Source organism: Corynebacterium sp. KPL4015 (assembly GCF_040225725.1).
Taxonomy (GTDB): Bacteria; Actinomycetota; Actinomycetes; order Mycobacteriales; family Mycobacteriaceae; genus Corynebacterium; species Corynebacterium rhinophilum.
Window position 1 is genome coordinate 22,220 of the sequence record NZ_JBEHGF010000025.1, and the last position, 22,411, is coordinate 44,630.

General features: G+C 58.3%; 23 protein-coding genes and 2 pseudogenes. 12 read left to right on the plus strand and 13 right to left on the minus strand.

Annotated elements, in window-relative coordinates; genetic code table 11:
- Positions 1–26: 26 nt before the first annotated feature.
- The 3 genes from ABRP64_RS09315 to ABRP64_RS09325 are packed head-to-tail and all read left to right on the plus strand — an operon-like array spanning position 27 to position 3,225.
- The gene (locus ABRP64_RS09315) at positions 27–1,163 is read left to right on the plus strand and encodes an amidase (protein ID WP_296089531.1); all 1,137 of its coding nucleotides are present in this window, start codon (positions 27–29) and stop codon (positions 1,161–1,163) included.
- A complete protein-coding gene (locus ABRP64_RS09320) occupies positions 1,160–1,870 on the plus strand; it encodes a CPBP family intramembrane glutamic endopeptidase (RefSeq protein WP_296089532.1) in 711 nt (236 codons plus the stop codon). Before ABRP64_RS09315 ends, ABRP64_RS09320 begins: the two co-directional genes overlap by 4 nt.
- Positions 1,871–1,929: 59 nt before the next feature.
- Complete coding sequence (locus tag ABRP64_RS09325) at positions 1,930–3,225, plus strand: LCP family protein (RefSeq protein WP_296089534.1); 1,296 nt, start codon at positions 1,930–1,932, stop codon at positions 3,223–3,225.
- Between the two features lie 285 nt (positions 3,226–3,510).
- On the opposite strand, the gene ABRP64_RS09330 is transcribed toward ABRP64_RS09325, so the two are convergent.
- Genes ABRP64_RS09330 through ABRP64_RS09340 form a run of 3 tightly spaced genes read right to left on the minus strand, consistent with a single transcriptional unit; the run spans position 3,511 to position 6,103 of the window.
- Positions 3,511–4,431, minus strand: a complete 921-nt coding sequence (locus ABRP64_RS09330; protein WP_005279695.1) for a DUF5926 family protein — start codon at positions 4,429–4,431, stop codon at positions 3,511–3,513.
- 20 nt (positions 4,432–4,451) lie between these two features.
- Positions 4,452–5,156, minus strand: a complete 705-nt coding sequence (locus tag ABRP64_RS09335; protein ID WP_023024364.1) for a glycerophosphodiester phosphodiesterase family protein — start codon at positions 5,154–5,156, stop codon at positions 4,452–4,454.
- Positions 5,156–6,103, minus strand: coding sequence for an L-lactate dehydrogenase (locus ABRP64_RS09340; protein ID WP_005285324.1), 948 nt, complete (start codon positions 6,101–6,103; stop codon positions 5,156–5,158). Before ABRP64_RS09340 ends, ABRP64_RS09335 begins: the two co-directional genes overlap by 1 nt.
- A gap of 87 nt (positions 6,104–6,190) precedes the next feature.
- On the opposite strand from ABRP64_RS09340, the gene ABRP64_RS09345 reads away from it, so the two are divergent.
- The gene (locus tag ABRP64_RS09345; protein ID WP_349839246.1) at positions 6,191–7,933 is read left to right on the plus strand and encodes an alpha/beta-hydrolase family protein; all 1,743 of its coding nucleotides are present in this window, start codon (positions 6,191–6,193) and stop codon (positions 7,931–7,933) included.
- Here ABRP64_RS09345 and msrA read toward each other — a convergent pair.
- Positions 7,930–8,577, minus strand: coding sequence for a peptide-methionine (S)-S-oxide reductase MsrA (msrA, locus tag ABRP64_RS09350; protein WP_349839248.1), 648 nt, complete (start codon positions 8,575–8,577; stop codon positions 7,930–7,932). The two genes, ABRP64_RS09345 and msrA, sit on opposite strands and share 4 nt — an antisense overlap.
- A gap of 163 nt (positions 8,578–8,740) precedes the next feature.
- Between msrA and ABRP64_RS09355 the strand changes: the two genes are divergently transcribed.
- From ABRP64_RS09355 to ABRP64_RS09365, 3 genes are all read left to right on the plus strand, one after another.
- Positions 8,741–9,343 carry a superoxide dismutase gene (locus tag ABRP64_RS09355; RefSeq protein ID WP_284771236.1) on the plus strand — a complete coding sequence of 201 codons (603 nt, stop codon included), beginning with the start codon at positions 8,741–8,743 and terminating at the stop codon, positions 9,341–9,343.
- A gap of 125 nt (positions 9,344–9,468) precedes the next feature.
- A complete protein-coding gene (locus ABRP64_RS09360) occupies positions 9,469–10,620 on the plus strand; it encodes an MFS transporter (protein WP_349866247.1) in 1,152 nt (383 codons plus the stop codon).
- Positions 10,621–10,630: 10 nt separating this feature from the next.
- Positions 10,631–11,929 carry a copper oxidase gene (locus tag ABRP64_RS09365; RefSeq protein ID WP_349866248.1) on the plus strand — a complete coding sequence of 433 codons (1,299 nt, stop codon included), beginning with the start codon at positions 10,631–10,633 and terminating at the stop codon, positions 11,927–11,929.
- On the opposite strand, the gene ABRP64_RS09370 is transcribed toward ABRP64_RS09365, so the two are convergent.
- The gene (locus ABRP64_RS09370) at positions 11,926–13,359 is read right to left on the minus strand and encodes a TM0106 family RecB-like putative nuclease (protein WP_349866250.1); all 1,434 of its coding nucleotides are present in this window, start codon (positions 13,357–13,359) and stop codon (positions 11,926–11,928) included. The genes ABRP64_RS09365 and ABRP64_RS09370 overlap by 4 nt on opposite strands.
- A 68-nt stretch (positions 13,360–13,427) precedes the next feature.
- Between ABRP64_RS09370 and ABRP64_RS09375 the strand changes: the two genes are divergently transcribed.
- Both ABRP64_RS09375 and ABRP64_RS09380 read left to right on the plus strand, forming a co-directional pair.
- Positions 13,428–14,060 carry a DUF6474 family protein gene (locus tag ABRP64_RS09375; protein WP_284771240.1) on the plus strand — a complete coding sequence of 211 codons (633 nt, stop codon included), beginning with the start codon at positions 13,428–13,430 and terminating at the stop codon, positions 14,058–14,060.
- Positions 14,061–14,260: 200 nt separating this feature from the next.
- Positions 14,261–14,573, plus strand: a pseudogene (locus tag ABRP64_RS09380) (histone-like nucleoid-structuring protein Lsr2).
- Between the two features lie 4 nt (positions 14,574–14,577).
- Here the strand turns inward: ABRP64_RS09380 and ABRP64_RS09385 are convergent.
- Complete coding sequence (locus tag ABRP64_RS09385) at positions 14,578–15,216, minus strand: response regulator (protein WP_023018163.1); 639 nt, start codon at positions 15,214–15,216, stop codon at positions 14,578–14,580.
- Between the two features lie 37 nt (positions 15,217–15,253).
- Positions 15,254–16,417 carry a sensor histidine kinase gene (locus ABRP64_RS09390; RefSeq protein ID WP_349859185.1) on the minus strand — a complete coding sequence of 388 codons (1,164 nt, stop codon included), beginning with the start codon at positions 16,415–16,417 and terminating at the stop codon, positions 15,254–15,256.
- Here ABRP64_RS09390 and ABRP64_RS09395 point away from each other — a divergent pair.
- Complete coding sequence (locus ABRP64_RS09395; protein WP_349866252.1) at positions 16,416–16,946, plus strand: DUF2020 domain-containing protein; 531 nt, start codon at positions 16,416–16,418, stop codon at positions 16,944–16,946. The genes ABRP64_RS09390 and ABRP64_RS09395 overlap by 2 nt on opposite strands.
- On the opposite strand, the gene ABRP64_RS09400 is transcribed toward ABRP64_RS09395, so the two are convergent.
- Positions 16,943–17,095 (minus strand): hypothetical protein, encoded by a 153-nt coding sequence (locus ABRP64_RS09400; RefSeq protein ID WP_284771244.1) that lies wholly within the window; start codon positions 17,093–17,095, stop codon positions 16,943–16,945. The two genes, ABRP64_RS09395 and ABRP64_RS09400, sit on opposite strands and share 4 nt — an antisense overlap.
- Positions 17,095–17,757 (minus strand): class E sortase, encoded by a 663-nt coding sequence (locus ABRP64_RS09405; RefSeq protein ID WP_284771245.1) that lies wholly within the window; start codon positions 17,755–17,757, stop codon positions 17,095–17,097. Before ABRP64_RS09405 ends, ABRP64_RS09400 begins: the two co-directional genes overlap by 1 nt.
- A gap of 35 nt (positions 17,758–17,792) precedes the next feature.
- Here ABRP64_RS09405 and yidC point away from each other — a divergent pair, with 35 nt between their 5' ends.
- Positions 17,793–18,737, plus strand: a complete 945-nt coding sequence (gene yidC, locus ABRP64_RS09410; protein WP_284771246.1) for a membrane protein insertase YidC — start codon at positions 17,793–17,795, stop codon at positions 18,735–18,737.
- Here the strand turns inward: yidC and ABRP64_RS09415 are convergent.
- The 3 genes from ABRP64_RS09415 to ABRP64_RS09425 all read right to left on the minus strand — a co-directional run bounded on the left by ABRP64_RS09415 (position 18,694) and on the right by ABRP64_RS09425 (position 20,709).
- Positions 18,694–19,302, minus strand: a complete 609-nt coding sequence (locus tag ABRP64_RS09415) for a TetR/AcrR family transcriptional regulator (protein WP_284771247.1) — start codon at positions 19,300–19,302, stop codon at positions 18,694–18,696. The genes yidC and ABRP64_RS09415 overlap by 44 nt on opposite strands.
- A 78-nt stretch (positions 19,303–19,380) precedes the next feature.
- Positions 19,381–19,632, minus strand: coding sequence for a GlsB/YeaQ/YmgE family stress response membrane protein (locus ABRP64_RS09420; RefSeq protein WP_005279667.1), 252 nt, complete (start codon positions 19,630–19,632; stop codon positions 19,381–19,383).
- Between the two features lie 177 nt (positions 19,633–19,809).
- Positions 19,810–20,709: a universal stress protein gene (locus ABRP64_RS09425; RefSeq protein WP_284771248.1), complete on the minus strand. Its 900-nt coding sequence runs from the start codon at positions 20,707–20,709 to the stop codon at positions 19,810–19,812.
- Between the two features lie 120 nt (positions 20,710–20,829).
- Here ABRP64_RS09425 and ABRP64_RS09430 point away from each other — a divergent pair, with 120 nt between their 5' ends.
- Positions 20,830–21,876 (plus strand): pseudouridine synthase, encoded by a 1,047-nt coding sequence (locus ABRP64_RS09430; protein WP_502880530.1) that lies wholly within the window; start codon positions 20,830–20,832, stop codon positions 21,874–21,876.
- Positions 21,877–22,071: 195 nt separating this feature from the next.
- On the opposite strand, the pseudogene ABRP64_RS09435 reads toward ABRP64_RS09430, so the two are convergent.
- A pseudogene (locus tag ABRP64_RS09435) lies at positions 22,072–22,332 on the minus strand (integrase core domain-containing protein); the annotation flags it as partial.
- Between the last annotated feature and the right edge of the window lie 79 nt (positions 22,333–22,411).

Genomic DNA, 22,411 nt, shown 5'->3' on the forward strand with positions numbered 1-22,411 from the left:
ACCTTAGCCCACTAGACTGGTGCGCCATGGACTTTTCCATAGAACGACTGCGCGCAGAGGTGCAGGGCATGAGCCCCGCAGAGCACGGTTTTACCTACCTGGATCTGCAACACGCGCCTACCCGCACCGGCCGGCTGCGCGGGTGGGTCCTGTCTGCAAAGGATCTCAACGATGTCGCGGGCATGCCCACCACTTTGGGCAATGCCAAGCGCACGTACTATCCCGCGGTCAGCGAGCCGTTCATTGCGACATTGGAAAAGCAGGGCGCCACATTCATTGGCAAGTCCTCCACCCCGGAGTTGGGCTTGCGCGTCGATACGGAGCCTGTGGATCTTCCCCACCCCGATAATCCCCTTTATCCAGGCCGCACCCCGGGCGGATCTTCTGGCGGCGCGGCCGTCCAGGTAGCCCGCGGCCTCGTGCGCGCGGCCCAGGCCAGCGATGGCGGCGGTTCTATTCGCGTTCCCGCCGCGGCCTGCGGGGTCGTGGGGTTTAAGCCTGCGGGCAGCAACCTCGGCACGGAGGGGTTTATTACCCGCACCGTGGCCGATAATGCGTTCCTGCACGGCCATCGCATGATCACCCCGCGCGCCCGCATTGGGCTCTTGCTGGAGCCGCTTTTTGCCGCGACCCGGGTGGAGGCCCACCATCTGCGGGCGGCACGCGAGGCCGCAGATCGGCTGCGCGCCGCGGGGTTCGAGGTCGTCCCCATTGCGCCTTATCCGCAGGCAGGGGCCACATTTGCGCACTTCCGCGAGATCTTTACCTCCCGGTTTGTCGGTCTGCCGCAGGCAGAAGGCTACGCGGCTTGGGTGGCCCAGCAAGGCGCTACCGTATCCGCCGCCGAGCTAAGCGCCGCGCAGCGCCATGTCCGCCACCTCCCGGAGCTCTTGGCGCAGCAGTGGCGGGTCGATGCCATTATCACGCCCATGCTCACCGCGGATCCGCCGCCGCGGGGGCATTTCCTGTCCCTTCCGCACGCGGAGAATTTCGACGCCCAAACGCGCTGGTCACCCTGGGCCTCGCTGTTTAATATGGCACAATTGCCCGCCATCTCCGTTCCTTGGGCCATCCCCGCGCACCCGCCCGTCGGCGTGCATGTGGGAGGCATTACGCTTTCCAATGCCCAACTTTTAGGCCTCGCCCACATCCTGCACCCATGACCAAGAACCTCCGCGCCGAGCTACTCATCGTCCTGACCCTGACCTTTGGTATTTCCGGGGTCCGGGCGGTGCTGCGGCTTATCAATTCGCTGGCTGCCCCGCAGCCGCTCAATGAGCAATCCGTCACACTCAACTCCAGCCAATCCAGCCTGGCGTGGGTGGATTTGGGCCTGCAATTGTGCTCGGCGGCGGTCCTTTTTGCCTATGGTGCGCTAGCACTTTTCCTGCTGGCACAAGACCACATTAAACCGGCCGCCTACCGCGCCTCTGATTGGTTGCACGGCGCGGGACTCGCCGCGCTCATCGGCATCCCAGGCCTCGTTTTGTATTTCGCCGCGGTGCAATTTGGCTGGAGCAAAGAAGTCATCCCCGGTGACTTCGACAATGCGTGGTTAGAAATCCCGGTATCCCTCATCAAGGCCGCCGCCAATGCCTTTGCAGAAGAGACCGTGGTGGTCATGTGGCTGATGACCAGGCTGCGCCAGGCGCGCTGGTCGCTGCCGGCCGCCTTGGCGGCAAGTTCCATCCTGCGCGGTTCATACCACCTGTACCAGGGGGTATCGGCCGGCTTTGGCAATATCATCATGGGCATAATCTACGGCTACTACTATCACCGCACCGGCCGCATGTGGCCGCTTGTCATCGCGCACTTTCTTATCGATGCCATCGCTTTCCTCGGCTATTCCTTCGGCCTTTCTGTACTTTAAGTGTGGCTTGCTCGCGGAGAAAGCGGGGGAATTGGCCGGCGCCTTGTAAGGTATAGCGCATGACTGAATCAGGACGAGATCCGCATCGGGAGGCGCGCCGCGCTGGCGATAGCTCATCCAGTGAGTTCGTCCTTGGGGCCGATGGCCGTCCCCTCAAGGACCGCTACGGTCGGCCAATTCGCCGCCGGCCGCGCACGAATCGTGCCGAGCCGCAGCAGCATATCCCACGCCAGGAAACTCCTACCCGCTACCCCAGCCAGTACCGGGCCCAGCAGCAGCGTTCCTCGCAGCAACCACCACAGCGGCCACAACAGCCACAGCAACGGCCGCCACGGCGACCACAACGATCGCAGCCGCAATCGCCGCAGCAGTTGCAACAGCGCTACCAGCCACAGCAAGCGCAGCAACCGCCCCGCCACCATTCCAAGCCACACAGTCGCCGGAAAAAGACCAATCCAGTCAAACGATTCTTTGGCTGCGCCGGCATCTTTGTCCTCTTCGTCGTGGTGTGCAGCCTTATCTTCGCGCTGTGGGCCGATACGCGCCTGACCCGCGTGGATGCCCTCCCGGATGAGCAGGTGGCCAATACCTCTGGCACCAATTGGCTGTTGGTGGGATCCGATTCCCGCCAGGGCCTGTCCGAAGAGGAGCAACAAGCGCTCGGCACCGGTGGCGATGTGGGCGAGGGACGCACCGATACCATCATGCTCCTGCATATCCCGCGTTCCGGCCAAGCCCAACTGGTCTCCATTCCACGCGATAGCTACGTGGAAGTACCCGGCTTCGGCATGGATAAGATCAACGCCGCTTTTGCCTACGGCGGGCCAAAGCTCCTAGCACAAACCGTAGAGGGCAATACTGGCCTGCACATTGACCACTATGCCGAAATTGGCATGGGTGGTTTGGCCAATGTGGTCGATTCCGTCGGTGGCGTCGATATCTGCGTGCCAGAGCCCATTAATGACCCGCTGGCGGGCATCGATCTGCAGGAAGGCTGCCAGAAGCTAGAGGGCAGCGATGCGCTGGGTTATGTGCGCACCCGCGCCACCGCGATGGGCGATCTCGACCGCGTGCAGCGCCAGCGCGAGTTCTTTGCGGCGCTCCTAGATAAGATCACGTCCCCGGCCACGCTGATTAACCCCTTCCGGTCTATTTCCCTGATTAACCACACCGCCTCCTCTTTCATCGTGGGCAATGGCGACCACGTATGGCACCTGGCCCGCGTGGCGCTCGCGATGGGCTCCGGCGTGGATACGGAAACCGTCCCCATCGGCGGGTTCCAGGACACCGTCGTGGGCAATGTCGTGCTCTGGGACGATGAAGGCGCCCAACAGCTCTGGGACTCTATGAAATAGGCCTGAACTCAATCTTCGTACCGGAAAAACGTTATTGAGAAACCAGCAAGTGTGGTTGCTATGAAGAATTCAGGGTGAATTCTCCATTCCACAGGATCCATGGAGAACATCCTAATTATGCCAAGCATGAAGACTATTGCGCTGGCGGCTGCAAGAGCCCAGGCTATGCGCCGAGGCCCTGAGTTTTTCTTGTTCATACCTTGACCCGTCCTACCTAGATTGCGAAGAAAGCGGCCCTTTCCTCCTCGTCTTTTCGAGGTAAAGGGCCGCTTTGGTGTGGTGCGTTTAGCGCAACGTCACCTGGCGGGACTTGATGTTTTCTAGCTGCTTGCGCTCCTCTGCGTTCAATTGCGCGTCATTGGAGATTTCTTCTTCCAAGGCCTTATCTACGCCCGCGAGCTTGTCCTCATAAGAGGAGTAATCAACCTCAGGCTGCACGTCAAAGACGGGAGCAATAAGGCCGTGGGTGCGGAATACTCCGGCAAACTTGGTGTCCTCGCCCAAGTTCAGCTCGCCGCGCGCGGCGACTCGCGCCAGGGCATTGAGAAACGCGGCCTCATCGTCATTCGGGCGCACCCAGCGCACGTGCGCTTTGCCGCCGCCGGCATTGGCCCAAAAGGCGGTACCGGTAATGTCCTTGCCCACCTGGTGGGATTCGATGACCGAGTCATTGGCGGCGCGCATGGACTGCGATACCTCAGGGGTGACCTGCGCGCCTTCCGGAATCCACCAGCTGAAGTCCTGGTGAACTTCGATGTCGAGGGTGGTTGCGGCATCGATAAGCTCACTAAGCTCCGGCTGCGAACCATCGGCCGCGGTCGATTCCAGGGTCGAGCCTGGTTCGTTGTTCTTTACCCAGTTCAGGGCGAAGGCCAGATCCCGGCCAGGGTTGTGGGTGTGGGACTGCACCTGCAGTGCCACAAAAGCATCGCCGCCGAATTCCTCATCGCGGATCAGCGCCGCGGTGGCGCCCGGGAGGACGGTAGAGACGTAGACGTTCCTATCGCAGCCCTTCACGTCGAGCTTCGCAAAAGCGGAGGGCACGAACTCTTGCATGGCAACGAGGGAAGCCTCCGCCGCAAGGCCGCTATAGGGGCGCGGGTCCTTTTCTAGGGCGGCGCGCTCTTTGGCGCGGGCAGCAAGCTTCGCCTGACGGCGGGACATGCCCTCAGGCAGGTCTTCTTGTTTCTTTTTCTTCTTGGCCATGCCTCCAAGATACCTGCTTTCTACAGCTCAATAGCGCGCAGGGCCACCTCCGGCTGATTGGTGGCAAGCATGTCCACGCCGTTGGACCAGGCCCACTTCATGTCCTCCGGCTTATCAACGGTCCACATATACGTGGGCAAACCCTGCGCACCGATAATCGCCGCCTGCATCTTGGCGCGCAGCAGGGAAACCCCCAGGGCGCTCGGGCGCGACCACATGAAATCCGAGCGATTAAAATGGCGTTCCCAGTCTCGGCGCAGGTAAATGCGGTCAATATGCGGTGCCAAAATTTTCATGCGCCGGATGGCCTTATGGGAAAAGGAAATAACGTGCATGCGCGGATCCTCATCGAGCCCGGCGGCGCGCAGCCGTTCCATAACCCGCTTTTCCAAGGCACTACCTTGCCCGGAGGGGTGCTTGGTTTCAATATAAAGGTGGTGGGGCTTGTCCCCCAGCATGGCCAGGAGGTCATCGAGAAGCATCATGCGCTGCCCCTTGCCGATGTCGACCTCGCTCAGCTCCCGCCAGTCCATCGCCGAAACTCGCCCGGCGCGCCCCGTCGTTCGCTCCAAGGTGGGATCGTGCTGGACTACCACCTTGCCGTCGCGGCTTAACCGCACATCGCACTCCACGCCATGGATAGGAAGCTCCATGGCCTTTTCAAAAGCTAAGGGGGATAGCTCCGGGTATTTTCCGGAATATCCCCTATGCGCGACGATGTGCACTAGCCAAAGAACTTTTCTTTGATGTCATTGAGCGTCTTTGCAGAAGCGTCGAAGCGCTCCTTTTCGTGCTCGTTGAGCTGCAGTTCTACTGGGCGCACGATGCCGGTGCGGTTCACGATGGCCGCGGTGCCGATGTAGAGGTCCTCCACGCCGTACTCGCCCTGCAGGTAAGCAGAGACGGGAAGCGCCACGTCCTGGTTCTGGATGATCGCGGCGGTAATGCGTGCAAGCCCCATGCCGATGCCGTAGGAGGTCGAGCCCTTTGCATCGATAATGGAGTAGGCGGCGTCGCGGGTTTCTTCAAAGATCTTTTCAATGCGCTCGGCGTATTCCGGATCCTTTTCCAGCTTCTGCGAAAGCGGCACACCGGCAACATTCGCGGTGGAGACGGCCGGTAGCTCAGAATCGCCGTGCTCACCAATGATGTAAGCGTGTACGGACTTCGGTGCCACGCCTTCCAATTCACCCAGCATGTAGCGGAAGCGCGCGGAATCCAGAATCGTACCGGAGCCGATGACCCGCTTGTGGTCAAAGCCGGAGGCCTTCCATACCGCGTAGGTCAGGATATCGACCGGGTTGGAGGCGACTAGGAAGATGCCGTCGAAGTCATTAGCAATGACATCCGCGACGATGCTGTTCATGATCTTGACGTTCTTATCCACCAGGTCAAGGCGGGTTTCACCGGGCTTTTGGGCAGCGCCGGCACAGATGACGACCATGTCAGCGTCCGCGCAATCCGCGTAGGTGCCCTTGGTGACGCGGGTGCGCTGTGGCGACCAGACTACGCCGTGGTTGAGGTCCATGACATTGCCTTCCAGCTTCCGCTCATCGATGTCGATGATGGCCAGGTGGTCGACGATGCTCTGGTTGACCAGTGCGTAGGCGTAAGCGACTCCCACGTCACCCGCGCCAATGAGAACGACTTTATTTCCTACATGCTTTGCCATAACCCCATTGTGCAACGCTTAGCGGGGTTTTGCATGCGGATTGTTTCACACTGCGCAACGGAACATGTTCTGGGATAATGGGCAACCATGAAACGCGCCTTCAGCCGCGCTGCACTAATTTCTCTTGGCGTAGTCGCGGATCTCACGCCCGTCGTCCGCATGACCAGCCGACAAACGTTGCCGCCTCATATGTCGGCCGGAATTTTAGGCGCAGAGCTGGCCACGTGGGCCGCGGTATCCCCGTCCCTGCTGCCCCGCCCGTGGTGGGTAACGGCGGCAAATGTATCTATCGGGCAGGCCATCGGGCACCTCGGGGCGGCCTCGACGAGCTTTGTGCTCAACCGGCTGGGCAAACGCCCGCAAGACCGTTTGGGCCCGCAACACCGCCAAATCTTGCACTTAGCTATTGGCGCCGGCACCGCCTTCAACGCGGCGCTCTCGCTGCGCAACCAGGAAAAGCAGGCGGGTCTGGTCAATAAGCAACTGGTTCGCGGTCCGGCTACCGCGGCCATCGGCCTAGCCGCCGGCACCGCCGGATACGGTGCCCTGCTCTTGGTAGGCGAGGCCGCACAACTAACCGTGACCAAGTTATCGCGTCAATTGGGTCGCTGGGTTCCAGCACTCGTGGCCTGGCCGGTCGTCACCGCAGGTCTAACCTTGGCCGCGGTGGGGCTATCGGACCGCGTGGTATTCCGTCGCTGGATCCGTTCGCTCTCCCACAAGGCACAGCGCTTAAACAAGCAAATCTTTCCCGGTACGTCGATGCCCTGGGAGCCGGAGCGCTCCGGCAGCCCATGGTCACTTGAACCTTGGTCCGCGCTGGGGCAACAAGGGCGGCGTTTTGTCTCTAACGGTCCGCGCGCCCGCGATATTCGCACCGTCACCGGCGCTCCCGCCAAAGAACCCATCCGCATTTATGCCGGCTATATCCCAGGGCGCTCCTTTGCCCAAGCGGCGAAGAAGGTGCGCTCAGAATTGCAGCGCACCGGTGCGCTGCGCCGGGATACCATCGTCATTCAGATGCCCGCGGGATCCGGGTGGATTAATAACTGGGGCGCGAGCTCCTATGAGTTTTTAACTGCCGGTGATTGCGTCACCGTCACCATGCAGTATTCCTACCTGCCCTCGGTTTTTGCCTACCTCGTGGATAAAAACGCGCCCAAGCGCGCCGCGGCCGAGCTCATTTCCGTGGTGCAAGAAGAAATTGACAAGCTCCCAGAAGAAGACCGCCCGCGTCTCTACCTTGCGGGAGAATCCTTGGGCGCCTACGCCATTATGGAAAACTTCCAGAACAAGGAAGAACTTCTCGCCGCCTGCAGCGGCGCGGTCTTTTCTGGCCCGCCGCGGATGACGCGCTTTACCCAGCGCCTGCGCCGCGATATCGGCTCGCTCGAGCGACTTCCCGTCATCGATGGCGGACAACACGTCCGCTTTGTTGCCCAACCGGAGCACTCGCGCCGCGATGCCTTTGGCAACGATTTTTCCTCGAGCTGGCGCCGGCCCCGCGTGCTCATTGCCCAGCATGCCTCCGATGCCATCGTGTGGTGGGACCTAAACCTAATGTTCCGCCGCCCCACCTGGATGCACGAACCCCAACCGGAAACACTCCGAGCGGATACGCTCCGCCACCTGCGCTGGGCGCCGTTTATTACTTGGTGGCAGATTGGCCTAGACCAGATCAACTCCCTAAACGTCCCAGGCGGCCACGGGCATAATTATTTTCAGGAGATGCTCTGGTACTGGAACGAGGTCCTAGGCTCCCAATCGCGCCTGAACCTCACTCCAAAATTAGCCGGAAAAATCGCCGGATTTATCCGCCTCGACGCCTAATCGCACTTCACACCAGTGCTGTGGTGCGGGCAGTACCCGTTCGGCACCTTGTGCAGGTACTGCTGGTGCTCGTCTTCGGCCAGGTAGTACTCGCCAGAGTCCGTATCAGCTAAGCGTTTTACTTCGGTCGTGGTTTCCCCAAAACCAAATTCTTTGAGTTTATTCGCGTAGCTATCCACGATTTTTTGGATCTCTTCCCGCTCTTCTTCGGTACGGGGATAAAACGCGGAACGGTACTGCGTGCCCACGTCATTTCCCTGGCGGAAGCCCTGCGTCGGATCGTGGGCTTCCAGGGCCTTCACCACGAGCTCGCGCAAGGAGATCTTCTCTGGGTCGTAGGTAACTTCCACGGTTTCTGCATGGTTTGTTTGCCCGCGGCAGACCTCATAATACGTGGGGTTCGGGGTGGTGCCGCCGGCGTAGCCCACAGATGTGGACTCGACGCCATCGGTCTCCCAAAACATCTTTTCCGCACCCCAGAAACAGCCCAGGGCAATCAAAATCGATTTCTGGCCGTCCTTCCACGGGCCGGTAATTGGGGTATTCAGCACCGCGTGCGGGGCTGGGTCCAAGACCGGCTCGCTGCGGCCCGGCAAGGCATCTTCCGCAGCCACCATCTTCGGTTCTGGTTTAAACATCCACATCAGTTAAAGCTCCTTTCTCCATTTCCCTAATAACGTTGTACTGGGCAAATAGATTCCCGGGCCACTAAATATTCGCTGTAATTGCAGATTTCAAATTAATCATGGCGAAATCTTTCGATCGTGCCTATCATCGGGACACGTACCCGAAGAAAGGATTACACAAATGGCTGTTTACGAACTTCCTGACCTCCCATACGCATACGATGCACTGGAGCCACACATCTCCGCAGAGATTATGGAGCTCCACCACGACAAGCACCACGCAACCTACGTGAAGGGTGCTAACGCTGCCCTCGAGGCACTGGAAGAGGAGCGCAACGGCGAGGCTAACCCAGACCGTATCCGCGCCCTGTCCAAGAACTTGGCATTCAACTTGGGTGGCCACACCAACCACTCCATCTTCTGGAAGAACCTGTCCCCGAACGGTGGCGGCCAGCCCACCGGCGAGCTGGCAGAGGCTATCGACCGCGACTTCGGTTCCTTCGAGAAGTTCCAGGCACACTTCGCTGGTGCCGCTACCTCCCTGCAGGGTTCCGGCTGGGCAGTGTTGGGTTACGACCACATCGCTGACCGCCTGATCATCGAGCAGCTCACCGACCAGCAGGGCAACGTTTCCGTTGACTTCACCCCGCTGCTCATGCTCGATATGTGGGAGCACGCTTACTACCTGCAGTACAAGAACGTGAAGGCTGACTATGTCAAGGCTGCTTGGAACGTCTTCAACTGGGACGACGTTGCAGAGCGTTTCGCTGCAGCTAAGAAGTAACTTTTAACTTAGTTACTTTCTGCCGCCTTTCCTTACTGGAAGGGCGGCATTTTTATGTTTGCGCTAACCCCATCAAGGGTGTGGCGCAATTTACACCGCCGCCTGTGAGGAGAATGCTGATATGCATGACCAGAAACCGGCGCGCCACCATCGCCATGCTCCTTTTGGGCTTGGCGGTGTTTTCTAGCCTCTATACCACCCAAGCAATTTTGCCCACGTTGGTAACGGATATGGGCATCTCACACACTGAGGCGGCCATGACCGTGTCGGCCGCCACCGGCGCGTTAGCCATCTGCGTGGTTCCGGCGTCCATCCTTTCTGAGCGCTATGGGCGCGGGCGCATCCTCCTCATTTCCGCCATCGCCGCCACCATCCTGGGCCTCGTGGTGCCCCTAGCCCAAGAAGGCTGGCAGCTCATTGCCCTGCGCGGGCTGCAGGGCGCGATGTTATCTGGTGCTCCGGCGACGGCCATGGCCTGGCTATCAGAAGAGCTCGAGGATCATGCTTTGCCTAAGGCGATGGGCCTTTATATTGCCGGTAATTCCGTGGGCGGGCTCACCGGCCGCATTATTCCCGCTGGCTTGGTGGAGTTTTCCTCATGGCGCTGGGCGATGCTCGGCTCCGCCGTGGTCTCCCTGGCCTTTGCCATCACCTGCTGGTTCCTCCTGCCCGCCCAGCGGAATTTTCACCCCAAGCCAATTCATTTCCGCTCCGAGCTGAGCGCGGTCTTTGGACACTGGGCAAATAAGGATCTTGCCACACTATTTATCGTTGCCTTTTTATCCATGGGCACGTTCGTGTCCATGTATAACTTCCTCACCTTCCGCCTGACTGGGGATTTTGGCCTGTCGCCGGCGCTGGCTGGTTTTACCTTCCTGTTTTATCTCTCTGGCACGTGGTCCTCGGCTCGGGCGGGCACGCTGGTCGCGCGCATTGGGCACGGAAAAACGATGGTCGGTTCCGCCGCGCTCTTTACCGTGGGCATTATCCTCTGCGCCGGCAACCTGGCAATGACGCTTATTGGCATGGTGTGCCTGACCATCGGTTTCTTCGCGGTGCACTCCACCGCATCTGGCTGGGTGGGGCAACTGGCCACCCACGACCGCGCCGAGGCGTCCTCAATGTACGTTTTCTGCTATTACCTGGGCTCATCCATCGTGGGCGCATTGGCAGGCACGCTTTTCGATGCCCTCACCTGGCACCAATTCATCGCCTGCTTCGCCGCCTTCGCGCTCGCTCTCACGGGGTTGACTTGGACCAAGGTTAAATCCGACTAAACTCGGTTTTATGCCTCAAGATAAGTGGTCGAGCCGCACCTGGCACCGCAAAGCCTCACGCCCCGTGTCCATCTGGATGATGGTCTTCATCGTGGTGGGCGCAGCACACATTTTCGTGCCCAATTATCGCTGGGTACTAATCCACCTCTTCACGTTGGGCCTAGTCACCAACAGCATCCTGGTGTGGTCGCAGCACCTCACGGAAAAATTCGTGCAACAAAAACTGCCGGATTCCGCCCGCCCCAAACAGCTCGCGCGCATCTATATCCTCAATATCGGCATCATCATCGCCGTTGCGGGCCAAATCCTCGTGCAATTCTGGGCTCACCACTGGATACTGACCCAGATCGGTGCCACGCTTATCGCGCTTACCGTTTTATGGCACGCGGTGGCCTTGTTTACCCAGTGGCGCTCCGCTAAGGATAAGCGCTTCCGCCCAGTTGTCGGCGCCTATGTACTATCCGCGCTGTGCCTGCCGGTAGGTGCAGTCTTCGGCGCAATCCTGGCCATTCACCCGGGCGATCCGCAGTTGCTCTTGGCCCATATCGCCGCCAATATCGGCGGTTTCATCGGCCTTGCCGCGGCAGGTTCGTTGACCATTCTCTTTCCCACCATCTGGCGCACGCAGGGCACCAATGAGCGCATGTCCTCCTCGTTCCTGCTACTTACCCTGGGCGTGATGGCAACGACGATCGGCGCGTTCCTGAACTTCCCGCAGCTCGGGCTGATTATCTATTGCATCGGCTGGATCTTGAGCCTGCAGCAGTGGCTCGGCAATGTCATCGACGTCGCCCGCGCACCGCGCGACCGCGTTAACTTTGCCTCCGTCTCGGTGCTGATGGCCGCGCTCTGGCTGGTGCTTTCCCTGACGTACTACACCACGCAGCACTTCCTCGTGGCAGAACCAGGGCTTCCCACGCTCGGCCTCGTGGTGGGCTTTGCGGCGCAGCTGCTCATCGGAGTCATGAGTTATCTTCTTCCCACCACCATGGGCGGCGGCCCCGGCGCGGTCCGCGCAGGACTGCAAGAGCTGGATCGGTGGGGCCTATTGCGCGCCACATTCGTCAATGGCGGCCTGCTTATCTGGATCGCCACGGATATCTCCGTGCTCAAGGTAGTGGCCTCGCTGTTATGCATCGGCTCTTTGGCGGTCTACCCCATATTCATCGCCCGCGCGGTCAAGGCCCAAAAGCAGGTGTTGATGAAAAAGGCGGAAGGTCCCGAGCCAAAAACCACCGCGGACTGGAACCAAATCTATATCGGCATTGGCATCCTGCTGTTCATATATGTCTTTATTGCCGCGCTCTAGAGCTCCGGGATTCCCGGCGCGCCGTCGCTCATCCACTCACGCACTATCCGGGTGGCGTGCACATCGCCGGCGTTATAGTCCAAGAGGCGCTGCCGGACGCTCATGTCGCCGGCCAGGGCCTCCCGGCGCGCGTTCACGGATTCCTCGCCATCAAAGTCCTCGTCCGGCCACCGGAATCCCGCCACTGGGGCCACCACTTTGAGTCCCAGCCCAAAGGGCCCCGCGAAGGATCTCTTCACGTAGGCAAACATATCCACCCACTCCGGGGAAGAGATAAAGTCTTCTACTTCCCGTTCATCTACCTCCCGGAAGCGCTGCGCGGAACGGCGCATCCAGTGGTTCTCGCCGTGGGCGGAATAGCAATAAGCGGCAAAGGTCTTGCCCTCCGCATGCGCTGTATCGCGCAACCGCATCAACCACCGCCAAAATTCGGCGAAGATCTCCGCCTCAGCGCGCCCGCCTAGCGGCTCCCAGGTCACGAAGGGGTGGTACTCGCCCTCGAACCACGCGCCCCACAGGTAAGCGCCCTGGTCCATGTAGGCTTCCATGTCCACATCCACCTCGACATCCGCGCGCGGCACCGCTGTATCCCCGCGGCGCAACAGCGTCTGACCGGAGCGCCACGCGGCCGCGAGGCGGGAGGGCTCGCCCGCATTGGCATCGATAAGCGCCTGCACCGTGGTAATGCCGCGCTCGCGAAAGGGGCGGGCGCGATCGCCCGGTAAGAAAAGGGAAATATCGTCCGCCGCCACCAGCTCTTGCTCGCACAGGGGCCAGAACCTACAACTCGCGCATTCCTTGACCCGCACCGGCGCGGTGGGAAGCGGCTTATCCCAAGCGCGCTGCACGTCAAACTTCGCCGTCTCCGTGAAAAAGGCCTGCTGGCGGTCCTGCCCGATGGCACCGCCGCGCCCAGAGTTCAGGCCCATGTCTTCCAAGGCCTGGGCGGCGAGCGCCAAACGATACCCATCGACGGCATGGTGGCGGGACTTATACGGAACCTCCATAGGCTCGCTCAGCCCAAGGCGATGGGTGGGCACGGCAAGCGTGGTTTTCTTTGGGTTCTTGCACGCGACGCGGTGGTTGCTCACAATAATGGGGGTATAGGAGCTGCCCTCTCGGAGTAGCAATTCCACGTGTACTTTCCACTTTTCGGTGGCAAAGACCGCATTGGTGATGTGGGTATAGCCGGAGGCAATGGCCTCCAGCGTGGCCATGGCGCGTTCCCAATCATCGCCTTCTAGATCGATGCGCCGGAAACGGCCAGGGGCTTTGCGCGGGAATAATTCCATGACCGCGTCTACGGCGGCGCTGTGGCGTTCGGCCCTAGCGATCGAGGATCGGGTGCGCGGAATCTCCGGGTGGGCGCGCCGCTGCACCAAGCGATAGCGGCACCCAACGAGATCCGAAGCTACAACGACATCCTCCACACCGGGTGAGCTTAATAGAACAGCAAGGTAATGTTGAATCCAGACTCGATCAAACGTAAGGGAAAATAATGAGTATCCTCAAGAAATTGAAAAAGGCTCGCCAAGAAGCGCGTGCGCAGGCCAAGGCGGCAAAGGCGCGCGCCAAGGCTGAGGTAAAGGCCCAGTCGAAGGATCGTCGCCGCCAACAAAAGCTCCTTGCCAAGCAAGAAAAGCACCTTGTTAAGGCCGAAGAAAAGGGCCTCAAAAAGCGCCGGAAGCACGAACAAAAAATGGCGGAAAAAGAACTGGAAAAGTTGCGCGAGGGCCACTTTAATTCTGGCAAGGTCAAGCGCTATGCAGGCGCATTGCGCACCGCCGCCCCGCTGTTGCTTCCCCTCGTTTATCGCGCATTTGTGGGCCTTAAGTCCGAAAAAGAAAAGCGCAAGGCTCACAAGGCGGGCGTGAGTTCCGCGGAAATGGCCTCTTTTTCTGGCTATGGCGCCCCGCTCAAGGCCCGCACCGCCGGCATCCGTAATTCCCTCAAGGATGTAGATCTGCCCGCCGGCTTCAAGCGGGACGTGCGCGAGCGCCTCGAGGAGGTTGATTCCGCGATCGATAACGCCGAATTCATGACGGAGCAGCAGCGCCGCCGTGCACATAAGACCATTAGCGGAGAGATCGATTCCGTTACTGCGGAGATTCAACAGCGCCTGGGCGCTTAATTTCTCTTTTTCTTTCTACCAATCGCCGTTCACCTTTCTTTAAGGTGGCGGCGATATTTTTTACGCGAGCGCCAATAAGTAAATTTTTATTGTCTATTAATTTCCACACTGGTAGAATTGAATTAAAGTTAATTCAGATTCCAAATGCCGGTATTAGGCAAACATATCGACGCAATAAACCATGAAACCATGGAGGTACTATGGCACGCCGCGAAATCACGCAATTTTATGATGACCTAGATAATAAACTCATTGGTGAGGATGAATTAGAAGTAGTTCGCTTCAGCGTCAACGGACGTAGCTACCTCATGGATCTATCTCGCGACAATGCTCGCCGCTTCCACGAGGCAATCGCCCCCCTTTGTCGAGGCCGCACATGCCGCCCCCGATGCCGAGTCCCCACAGGTCGATCCCCGCAAGGTCCGCGAATGGGCAAAAAAGCAGGGCCATGACGTAGCACGCCGCGGCAAAATCCCCCAAGACATTATCGACGCCTACAACGCCGCCCACTAGACGTTCAAAGCACGCCCTGTTCCCTAGCGGCCGCCACCGCGGACGTGCGGGAGCGCACACCCAATTTGTCATAAATGTGCACCAGGTGGGACTTCACCGTGGCCTCAGAAAGCATGAGGTCGTGGCCAATTTGCCGGTTCGAGGCCCCCGCCGCCACCAGTTGCAAAACCTCTAGCTCGCGCGGGGTCAGCGAGGTGCGGGGCGTGCGGACTCGGGTCATGAGGCGATCGGCCACGATGGGCGAGAGCGCCGAGTCCCCCTCCGCCGTCGAATGGACGGCATCCAAAAGCTCCTGCGGTGGGGCGTCTTTTAGGAGGTAGCCCACCGCGCCTGCTTCGATAGCGCCGAGGATATCCGCATCGGTGTCGTAATTGGTGATGACCAACACCTTGGGCGGCGTGCTCATGGAGGAACGAATCTGCGCGGTGGCTTCGACGCCACCCATAACGCGCGTTCCCTCCAGGCCCGCCCCGAAGCGCAGGTCCATGAGGATGACATCGATACCGCCTGCTTGCGCCGCAGACACAGCGGCCTCCGCCGTCGCTACCTCGCCCACGACGTCGATATCTTCGGCACCTTCAAGCACCGAACGCAGCCCCAGCCGCACAATCTCGTGGTCATCTGCCAAAAGGACCCGAATCACGACATCCCTCCTATCGATGTTTTTCTCAACCAAAAGTTTAATCTACCGCCTTATCAAAGGGCATACTAACTGACACAGCCGTTCCCTCCCCCGGCGCGGATTCTATGATCACCTCGCCGCCCAGCTCCTGCGCACGGCGCTGCATGGCAGAAAGGCCAATATGCCCCAGGCCCGCCGGCGCGCTTTCCACCGTCGCGGGCTCAAAACCCTGCCCATTATCCACCACATCCACGCGCACCTCGTCGGTTTCATAGGTGACGGTGATCCGGGCGCGGCTGGCGTGGGCATGCTTGACGATGTTCCCCACCGCCCCCTGTGCAATCCGCAGTAGCGCCGCCTCTATTTTCATCGGCAGCTGTTGCTCCGCGCCCTCACTTTCGACCTCCACCTGGAACCCCGCAGTAGCGGCGAAGTTTTCCGCCATGCGCGTCAGCGCCGCCTCAAGGGATGTCTCCGTCAGTGTGGGAGGCTGCAGCGCCGCAATCATGGCCCGCGCCTCATGCAGGTTATCCGCCGCGGCCCGCCGGGCGAGCTCAATGCGCCGCCGGGCGGCGGCAATGTCGTCTTTATCCAGATCCCGGTCGGCGGAGTGCAGGAGCATCTGAATTGATGACAACCCCTGGGCCAAGGTGTCATGAATCTCGTGGGCGATGCGCTGGCGTTCGGCCACCATGCCGGCGTCTCGTTCCGTGGCCGCCAACTGCGTACGGGTTTCTACTAGCTCCCGGTTCATACGCGATAAGGTGCGAAACGCATAGGTAATCGCCACGGTTACTAGTGCCGAGACCGCCGGTCCCATCACTCCACCAAAGGTCAGGCCTCCCGGTATCTGCACCACGACAGTGAGCACGGTCGCACCGATGACACACAGGATACCTGCGGTCACATCCAGCACCGTCAGGTACAAAAAGTACATGACGAATACCAGATAAATGGCGGCGGGAGCCACGAAAAGATCCGCACCCCATAACACCGTCAGGATGCTTATCCACAAGTAGCGCATGGGCCGCGGCCACTGCTCCGCATAGATCGATCCCGCAAAGTAGACGGCCGCGAACCCCACCAATAGCAATAGGTTAATAAGGGACTGCGATAGCGGCATTTTCACCGAAGTAAAAATACCCACCACTAACAGGACCGCAGTCAAGAAATGAATGCCGGTACGCAGTGCATCAGAATCCCGTTCTAATGTGGAGCTCATGCGCAAAAGCCTACTTGTCCTTCTCGCCCTGACCGGAATAGGGATCGCGGGATGCCAGACCGAACAAGCAGACCAGACCGAACCGGAACACGAGGTGACACCGGAAAGCGCCGCCATCAACGTCGCACAGACCGCAGAGGTCAACGAGTGGAGCGATTGCCCCTATATCGATCCCGGCTGGTTGGAAAATACCAATGGCGAGCGTCTTACCAAGCAGGGCATCGACACGCGCTTCCCCACCCCCGCCTGCGTCTTTTGGTCCTATCAGGATGACCCGCAAGCTACCGTCATCGTGCGCGAGATGCCCACCGTAGAAAACGCCCGCGCCGCGGTGGATTGGGCCGCGCCAATCGATGCCACCGAGCCCGCCTCCTTCGCAGGCTGGGAAGGCGGACGGGGCATCGTCAATGAGCAGGCCGTCTATGCCGTGCAAAAGGATACCCACGCGGTGCTGGTGTGGAGCAATCAGCAACAGACCTTCAAGTCCGAGCAGATTGCCCAGGAAGCCATTGCCAATTTAGGGCTTTAAACCGCGACGTCGTTATAGGGCATCATCGGCGAAACCCAGGGGAAGACAACCTCCATGAGGAGGAAGAAGATTCCCACCGCAATGGCGATGGCGAGCAGCGCCTTCACTGGCTTCGGTCCTGGCAATAGATTCCACAAAGCGCGATACATTACTTAGCTTCCTTTCCAACTTCCATCGCGTGCACGATCATGCGCTCGGCGTTGGAAAATTGCGGGTGACAGGTAGTCAGAGTCAGCATTCCCCGCGTGGGGTCCGCTTCAGTTCCTGGGACGGGGTCGATCACTGAGACATCGCCAGGCGTGGTGATGTGCCTGCCTGCAACATGGCTATATTCTTCTGGTACTTCATCGAAGCAATCCGCATGCTCGCCATCGATAGGCAGCACCTTGTAAGTAATCTTTTCCGTTTGGGTTTCGATGATAACGTCATCGCAGGTGTGCAAAGAACCCAAATCATTAAATGGGGCACCCTTGCCTACGCGGTGCCCAGCCACCGCAAAATTCCCCGTCTCACCTGGCATTTGTGTGTCCTCATAGTGACCAGGGCCGCGTAGGAGATCATCATCATCCGTGCCTTGGATGATGGCAAAATGATAATCCGAGCCAAAGGCTGGAATGTACATCTGTGCGAAAGCCTCTCCCAAATCTGGGTCCACTTTCTCCCGGGGGTTGCGCCACTGCTCTTCTAATTTTGCATTAGCTTCATCTTGTAAGCGCCCTGATTCCACATTCGTCCAATAGGCTTCATAGAATGCAAATAGAACTAAAACCAAACCAATGGTTAGCATGAGTTCGCCCAGAACTTTTGTCATGTCCTAAACCATACTTCCTCTCCGAAAGGAAAACCATGTTCGAGTTCTTCATGTACCCGGTTTCCGGAATCATGAAATTCTGGCATTGGCTAATCAGCGGCTTCGTTGATGAATCCGCTGCATGGCTTGTCTCCATTTTCCTTTTGGTACTCACCGTGAGAGGCATCGTTATCCCCCTCAACTGGATGTCGCTGCGCTCCGCACGCATCGGTGTCCTCATGCGCCCGGAGAATAACGATATCTCTAAGGAAATGAACCAGGCCAGCACCAAAGAGGAAATGGCTGCGCTCATCAAGAATCAGCAGGACCTCATGAAGAGCTATAACTACAAACCTGCTGCTGGCTGCATCCCGCCGCTCATCATGATTCCGGTTTTCATTGGTTTGTACCAAGTAATCCTTCGGATGTCGAAAATCGATCAGGACTCAAAGACCGTCGGCATGCTCAATGCTGACGACGTCGCCGCCTTTCGTGAAACCACATTCTACGGTGCCCCAATCACTGACTTCGCCCGCGATCACGGCGATCTTCTTAATCCCGTCCTCATTGCTGCCATCGTCTTTACCATGGCGAATTCCATCATCGCCCTAATCCGCAGCTTCCTCACCACGCAATTCGATCTAAAACTAAACCGCCGCATATTCATTTTCATGGGCATTTTGCTCATCATCGTGCCCTTCTTCCTCTGGCACCTGGCTCATAATGGCCCCATTCCCGTCGCCATCATTATTTATTGGGCCTGTGCATATTGGATCACCCTCATTCAGACCATCATCTTTGAAATCATGCTGCGCGAGTTCTACCCCCTTACAGATGAAGTAAATGCGATGCGCCGTGAGAGCCTTCAAAATTGGCGGAATAAAGAAAAACAACCCGCTCTTTCCAAGGAGGAGAAAAAACGGGTCAACCGGCTGCGCATTGAGGCGCGCAAGCACCTTAAATCGAATAATCAGCAGGAGGAGCCGAAAGCATCTGAGTAGCTAGCTCGCGGGCGGTATAGAGTGGCCCTGCTTCTTTGGTCAGGCGGGATCCGGCGAGACCGCCATCGAGGAAAATCAAGAGCTGGCTTGCTTGGGAGGCCGAGGGATAACCGTTGCGCTCCGTCAACAGAGCCGTCAAGGTAGAGTGCACCCAATTGCGATGCTGCATGCAGGCCGCGACGATGCCGCGCTCCGAATCCGTTTCAGGCCGCGGGTACTCGCCCGCTGCATTCAAGAAGTGCGAACCGCGGAATCCTTCCTCCGGCTCTTCCTCAATGACCTTGTCAAAAAAGGCCAAGATCTTTTGGTCCGGATCCTGCATGGCAGCCGTCCGCTGCTCCCAGTCCTGGCGGAATTGTTCATCCAAGGACTCTACGTAGGCAATAACCAAGGCATCCTTGGAACCAAACAAGGAATATAGGGATGCCTTGGCCACATCCGCTTCGCGCAAGATGCGGTCAATACCGATGACGCGAATGCCCTCAGTTTTAAAGAGCTTTGTTGCAGATTCCAGCAATCGACTCCGCGGGCTGGGGCGATTGCGGCGCGACTTCTTCTCTGCCATGGATTCCTCTCTACAACGACAAAACCGGTTCATCTATACTTTATAGACAAACCGGTATGTACGCTAGTTATATGCGGACTATTGTTTCACCTTGTCCACAATCCACAGCAAGATGCAAGCACCAGCGGTGGCCGCGACGATAGAGAAGATCCAACCACCGCTAGCCTCAATATTCAATAACTGGATAATGATGCCACCGATGAGGCCGCCGATAACACCCACCACCAGGTTGGTAAACAACCCGTGGTCACGCTTCATAATCTTCTCTGCCAGCCAACCGGCAATGATACCAACAATGATTGAAGTAAATAGACCCAAACCTAGTCCCATGATTTCCTCCTAATATAAACGTATCGAACACTTCCCAGTTTAAACCCCTGTGACTCAAGTGGCGATAACAAATGCGACACATTTGTATAGCAAAGTGGCTTTAAAACACCAGAAGCGCTCCACTCCTGGCTCTAAAAGCCGGGAGAAGAGCGCTGGGAAGTCAGGCTAGCGAATGATTTAGCCTTCGTCGTCTGGGCGTACCACCATCATCGGGCACGGTGCAGACTGCAGCAATGCGCGGGAAGTAGAGCCAAGGACCATGCCCTTGAATCCACCACGGCCGTGGGAACCAACGACGAGAAGCTGCGCGCCTTCGGCGGCCTCCGTCAACGCACGGACGGGCCGGTCACGGGTGATCTGCTTCTTCACCTCAACATCTGGGAACTCTTCGCGCGGTTCCTTCAGGTTTTCTTCCAGCACCTCAGCTTGTTCCTTTTCAATCTCTGACCACTCAGACTGAGCTGCAGAGAGGCCGGCGAGGGATGCCTGGATTTGCATATCCATCCAGGTGTGCACGGCAACGAGGGCCGCGCCGCGAGCCTGGGCTTCGCGGAAAGCATAGGAGGTTGCCTTCTGAGAAACCTCGGAACCGTCCACGCCAACGACAACTGGGCCGTATTTGGTGGAGTCGGTGACGTTATTATCTTCACGAACCACAACTACCGGGCAAGCGGCGTGGGAAACAACTGCTGCGGAGACAGACCCCATGACCATGCCGGACAGGCCGCCCATGCCGCGCGAACCCATCACGACCATGGTGACGTCTTGAGACATTTCCAAGAGCATATCGATGGGGGAGCCCTCTGCGATGGTGTGCCCAATCTTGAGCTCTGGGGCTACCTCGTGAGCGATTGCACGAGCTTCCTCAATCTTTTCCAGGGTGTCGTCCTGCAAGTCATCGTAGAGATCCTTCGGCGGAACCATACCTTCTGCATACAGGAATTGCGGTATGGTGTAGCTCGATGCGATGCGCAGCGGGATTTCCCTCTTCATCGCCGTATTTGCCGCCCAACGGACGGCGTTCTTTGAGGCGTCAGAGCCGTCGACGGCGACGACTACAATGTCTTCCTTAGCCATGATCTTTCCTTTCAGTGGTTATAACTTAATTATAGTACGGATTAGGCTTAATGGTTGACAGTTGCAGGATCAGAATTGGACGGAGAGAAAATTTCGAGGAGCGTTCGGAATACGTCCCATATCACCGCGCCAATTCCGTCATTGAAAAAAGCCAGCACCTGGTCCGCGAGAGAATTAATATCCATGTCAAACACACTAATACACCACAAAAAAGGATTCAGCCCTTTGCCCATTAAAAATGGGCTCAACCCCACGCGCGTACGTACGCCGGAGGAAGGTCTCAGCACCTGGGATTTTCTCAGCGAAGTCATCTCCTCGCAGCGCCACCGCCACCCCAATGATGATGCACAGGCACTGCGTGACCGATTCACCGCGGGCGAGGTAGTCCTGCGCGATCAAACTCCCCTAAAGCCAGGTACCGTGCTCGGCAAAGATGTCGATGTCTTCTTTTACCGCATCCCCACACCAGAAGCACCCGTGCCTTATGACATCCCCATCATCTATGAGGATGACAACATCCTGGTAGCCGATAAGCCCCCATTCATGGCCACCATGCCGCGCGCCCGGCACATCGTCGAAACCGCCACCGTGCGCCTACGCCGTTCCACCGGAAATAACGAATTAGTGCCGGCACACCGCCTTGACCGCCTCACCTCGGGCCTGCTTCTTTTTACCAAGCACAAGGAAGTCCGCGGCGCCTACCAGTCCCTCTTTGCAGAAAAGAAAGTTCACAAAACCTACCAGGCGGTCGCGGAATTCCGCCGCTTGCCGACGCCCCTCCGATGGTCCTCCCACCTAACTAAAACGCCCGGTGAAATCCAGGGCCGGATAGCAGATGGTGAACCAAATGCTTTCACCACACTAGAATCGGTAGAACCCATTGATAAGGCCCCTTACGAAAAGGTTCACGGTTCACTAGCTGACCTCGGCATCTACACCCTAAAACCACAGACTGGGAAGACCCATCAATTGCGGCTGCACATGTGGCAGGCGGGCGTACCGATCCTCGGCGATCCCGTCTACCCCACGATTTTCCCTGAGGAAGCTGAAGACATGTCCGTACCCATGCACTTAACAGCAACGGACTTAGAATTCACGGATCCACTCAGCGGAAAGCCGCGCCATTTCATCTCAAGACTTCCATTGGTCATGCACAAATTGCTTTAAGCCTGAAGTGTCCCAGGTTTTGTTCCGTTTGAATAGAGGGGAAAATCTGGAAGGAACTGACCTCCATTTGGTGGCCACCTGATATTCAACCCAGTCGAGTTGGGAAGATGAAGTGCCCCGTGTTTTGTTCCTAGGCATGTGCCTTGATTTCTATTATGGGCCTGACCCCCGGACAGTGGACACGTCGGGGGTTAGCTATGCTGCTTTGGTCAGTGTAGCTGATGTGAGTGCTTCGAAGTCATCGGGAGCTAGAAGGTTGCACCACGAGTGTCGCCGGCGCGTGTTGTAGCGCATGCACCACCTAAAGACTTCCTGACGGCAGATAATGGGATTGCCAAAGACTTTCCTATCACGCAAGACTTCCCGCTTTAAGGTGGCGTTAAACGATTCTGCTAGGGCGTTATCTGCACTCGTTCCTACCGCGCCCATGGACTGGCGCACACCCAACGACGAGCAATGAGCGTGTCAAGTTGTTTGTGTGTGGGGCTAGGTTTATAGGTATTTGTCGAAGCGGTCGGGAAAGGCCACGGCCATT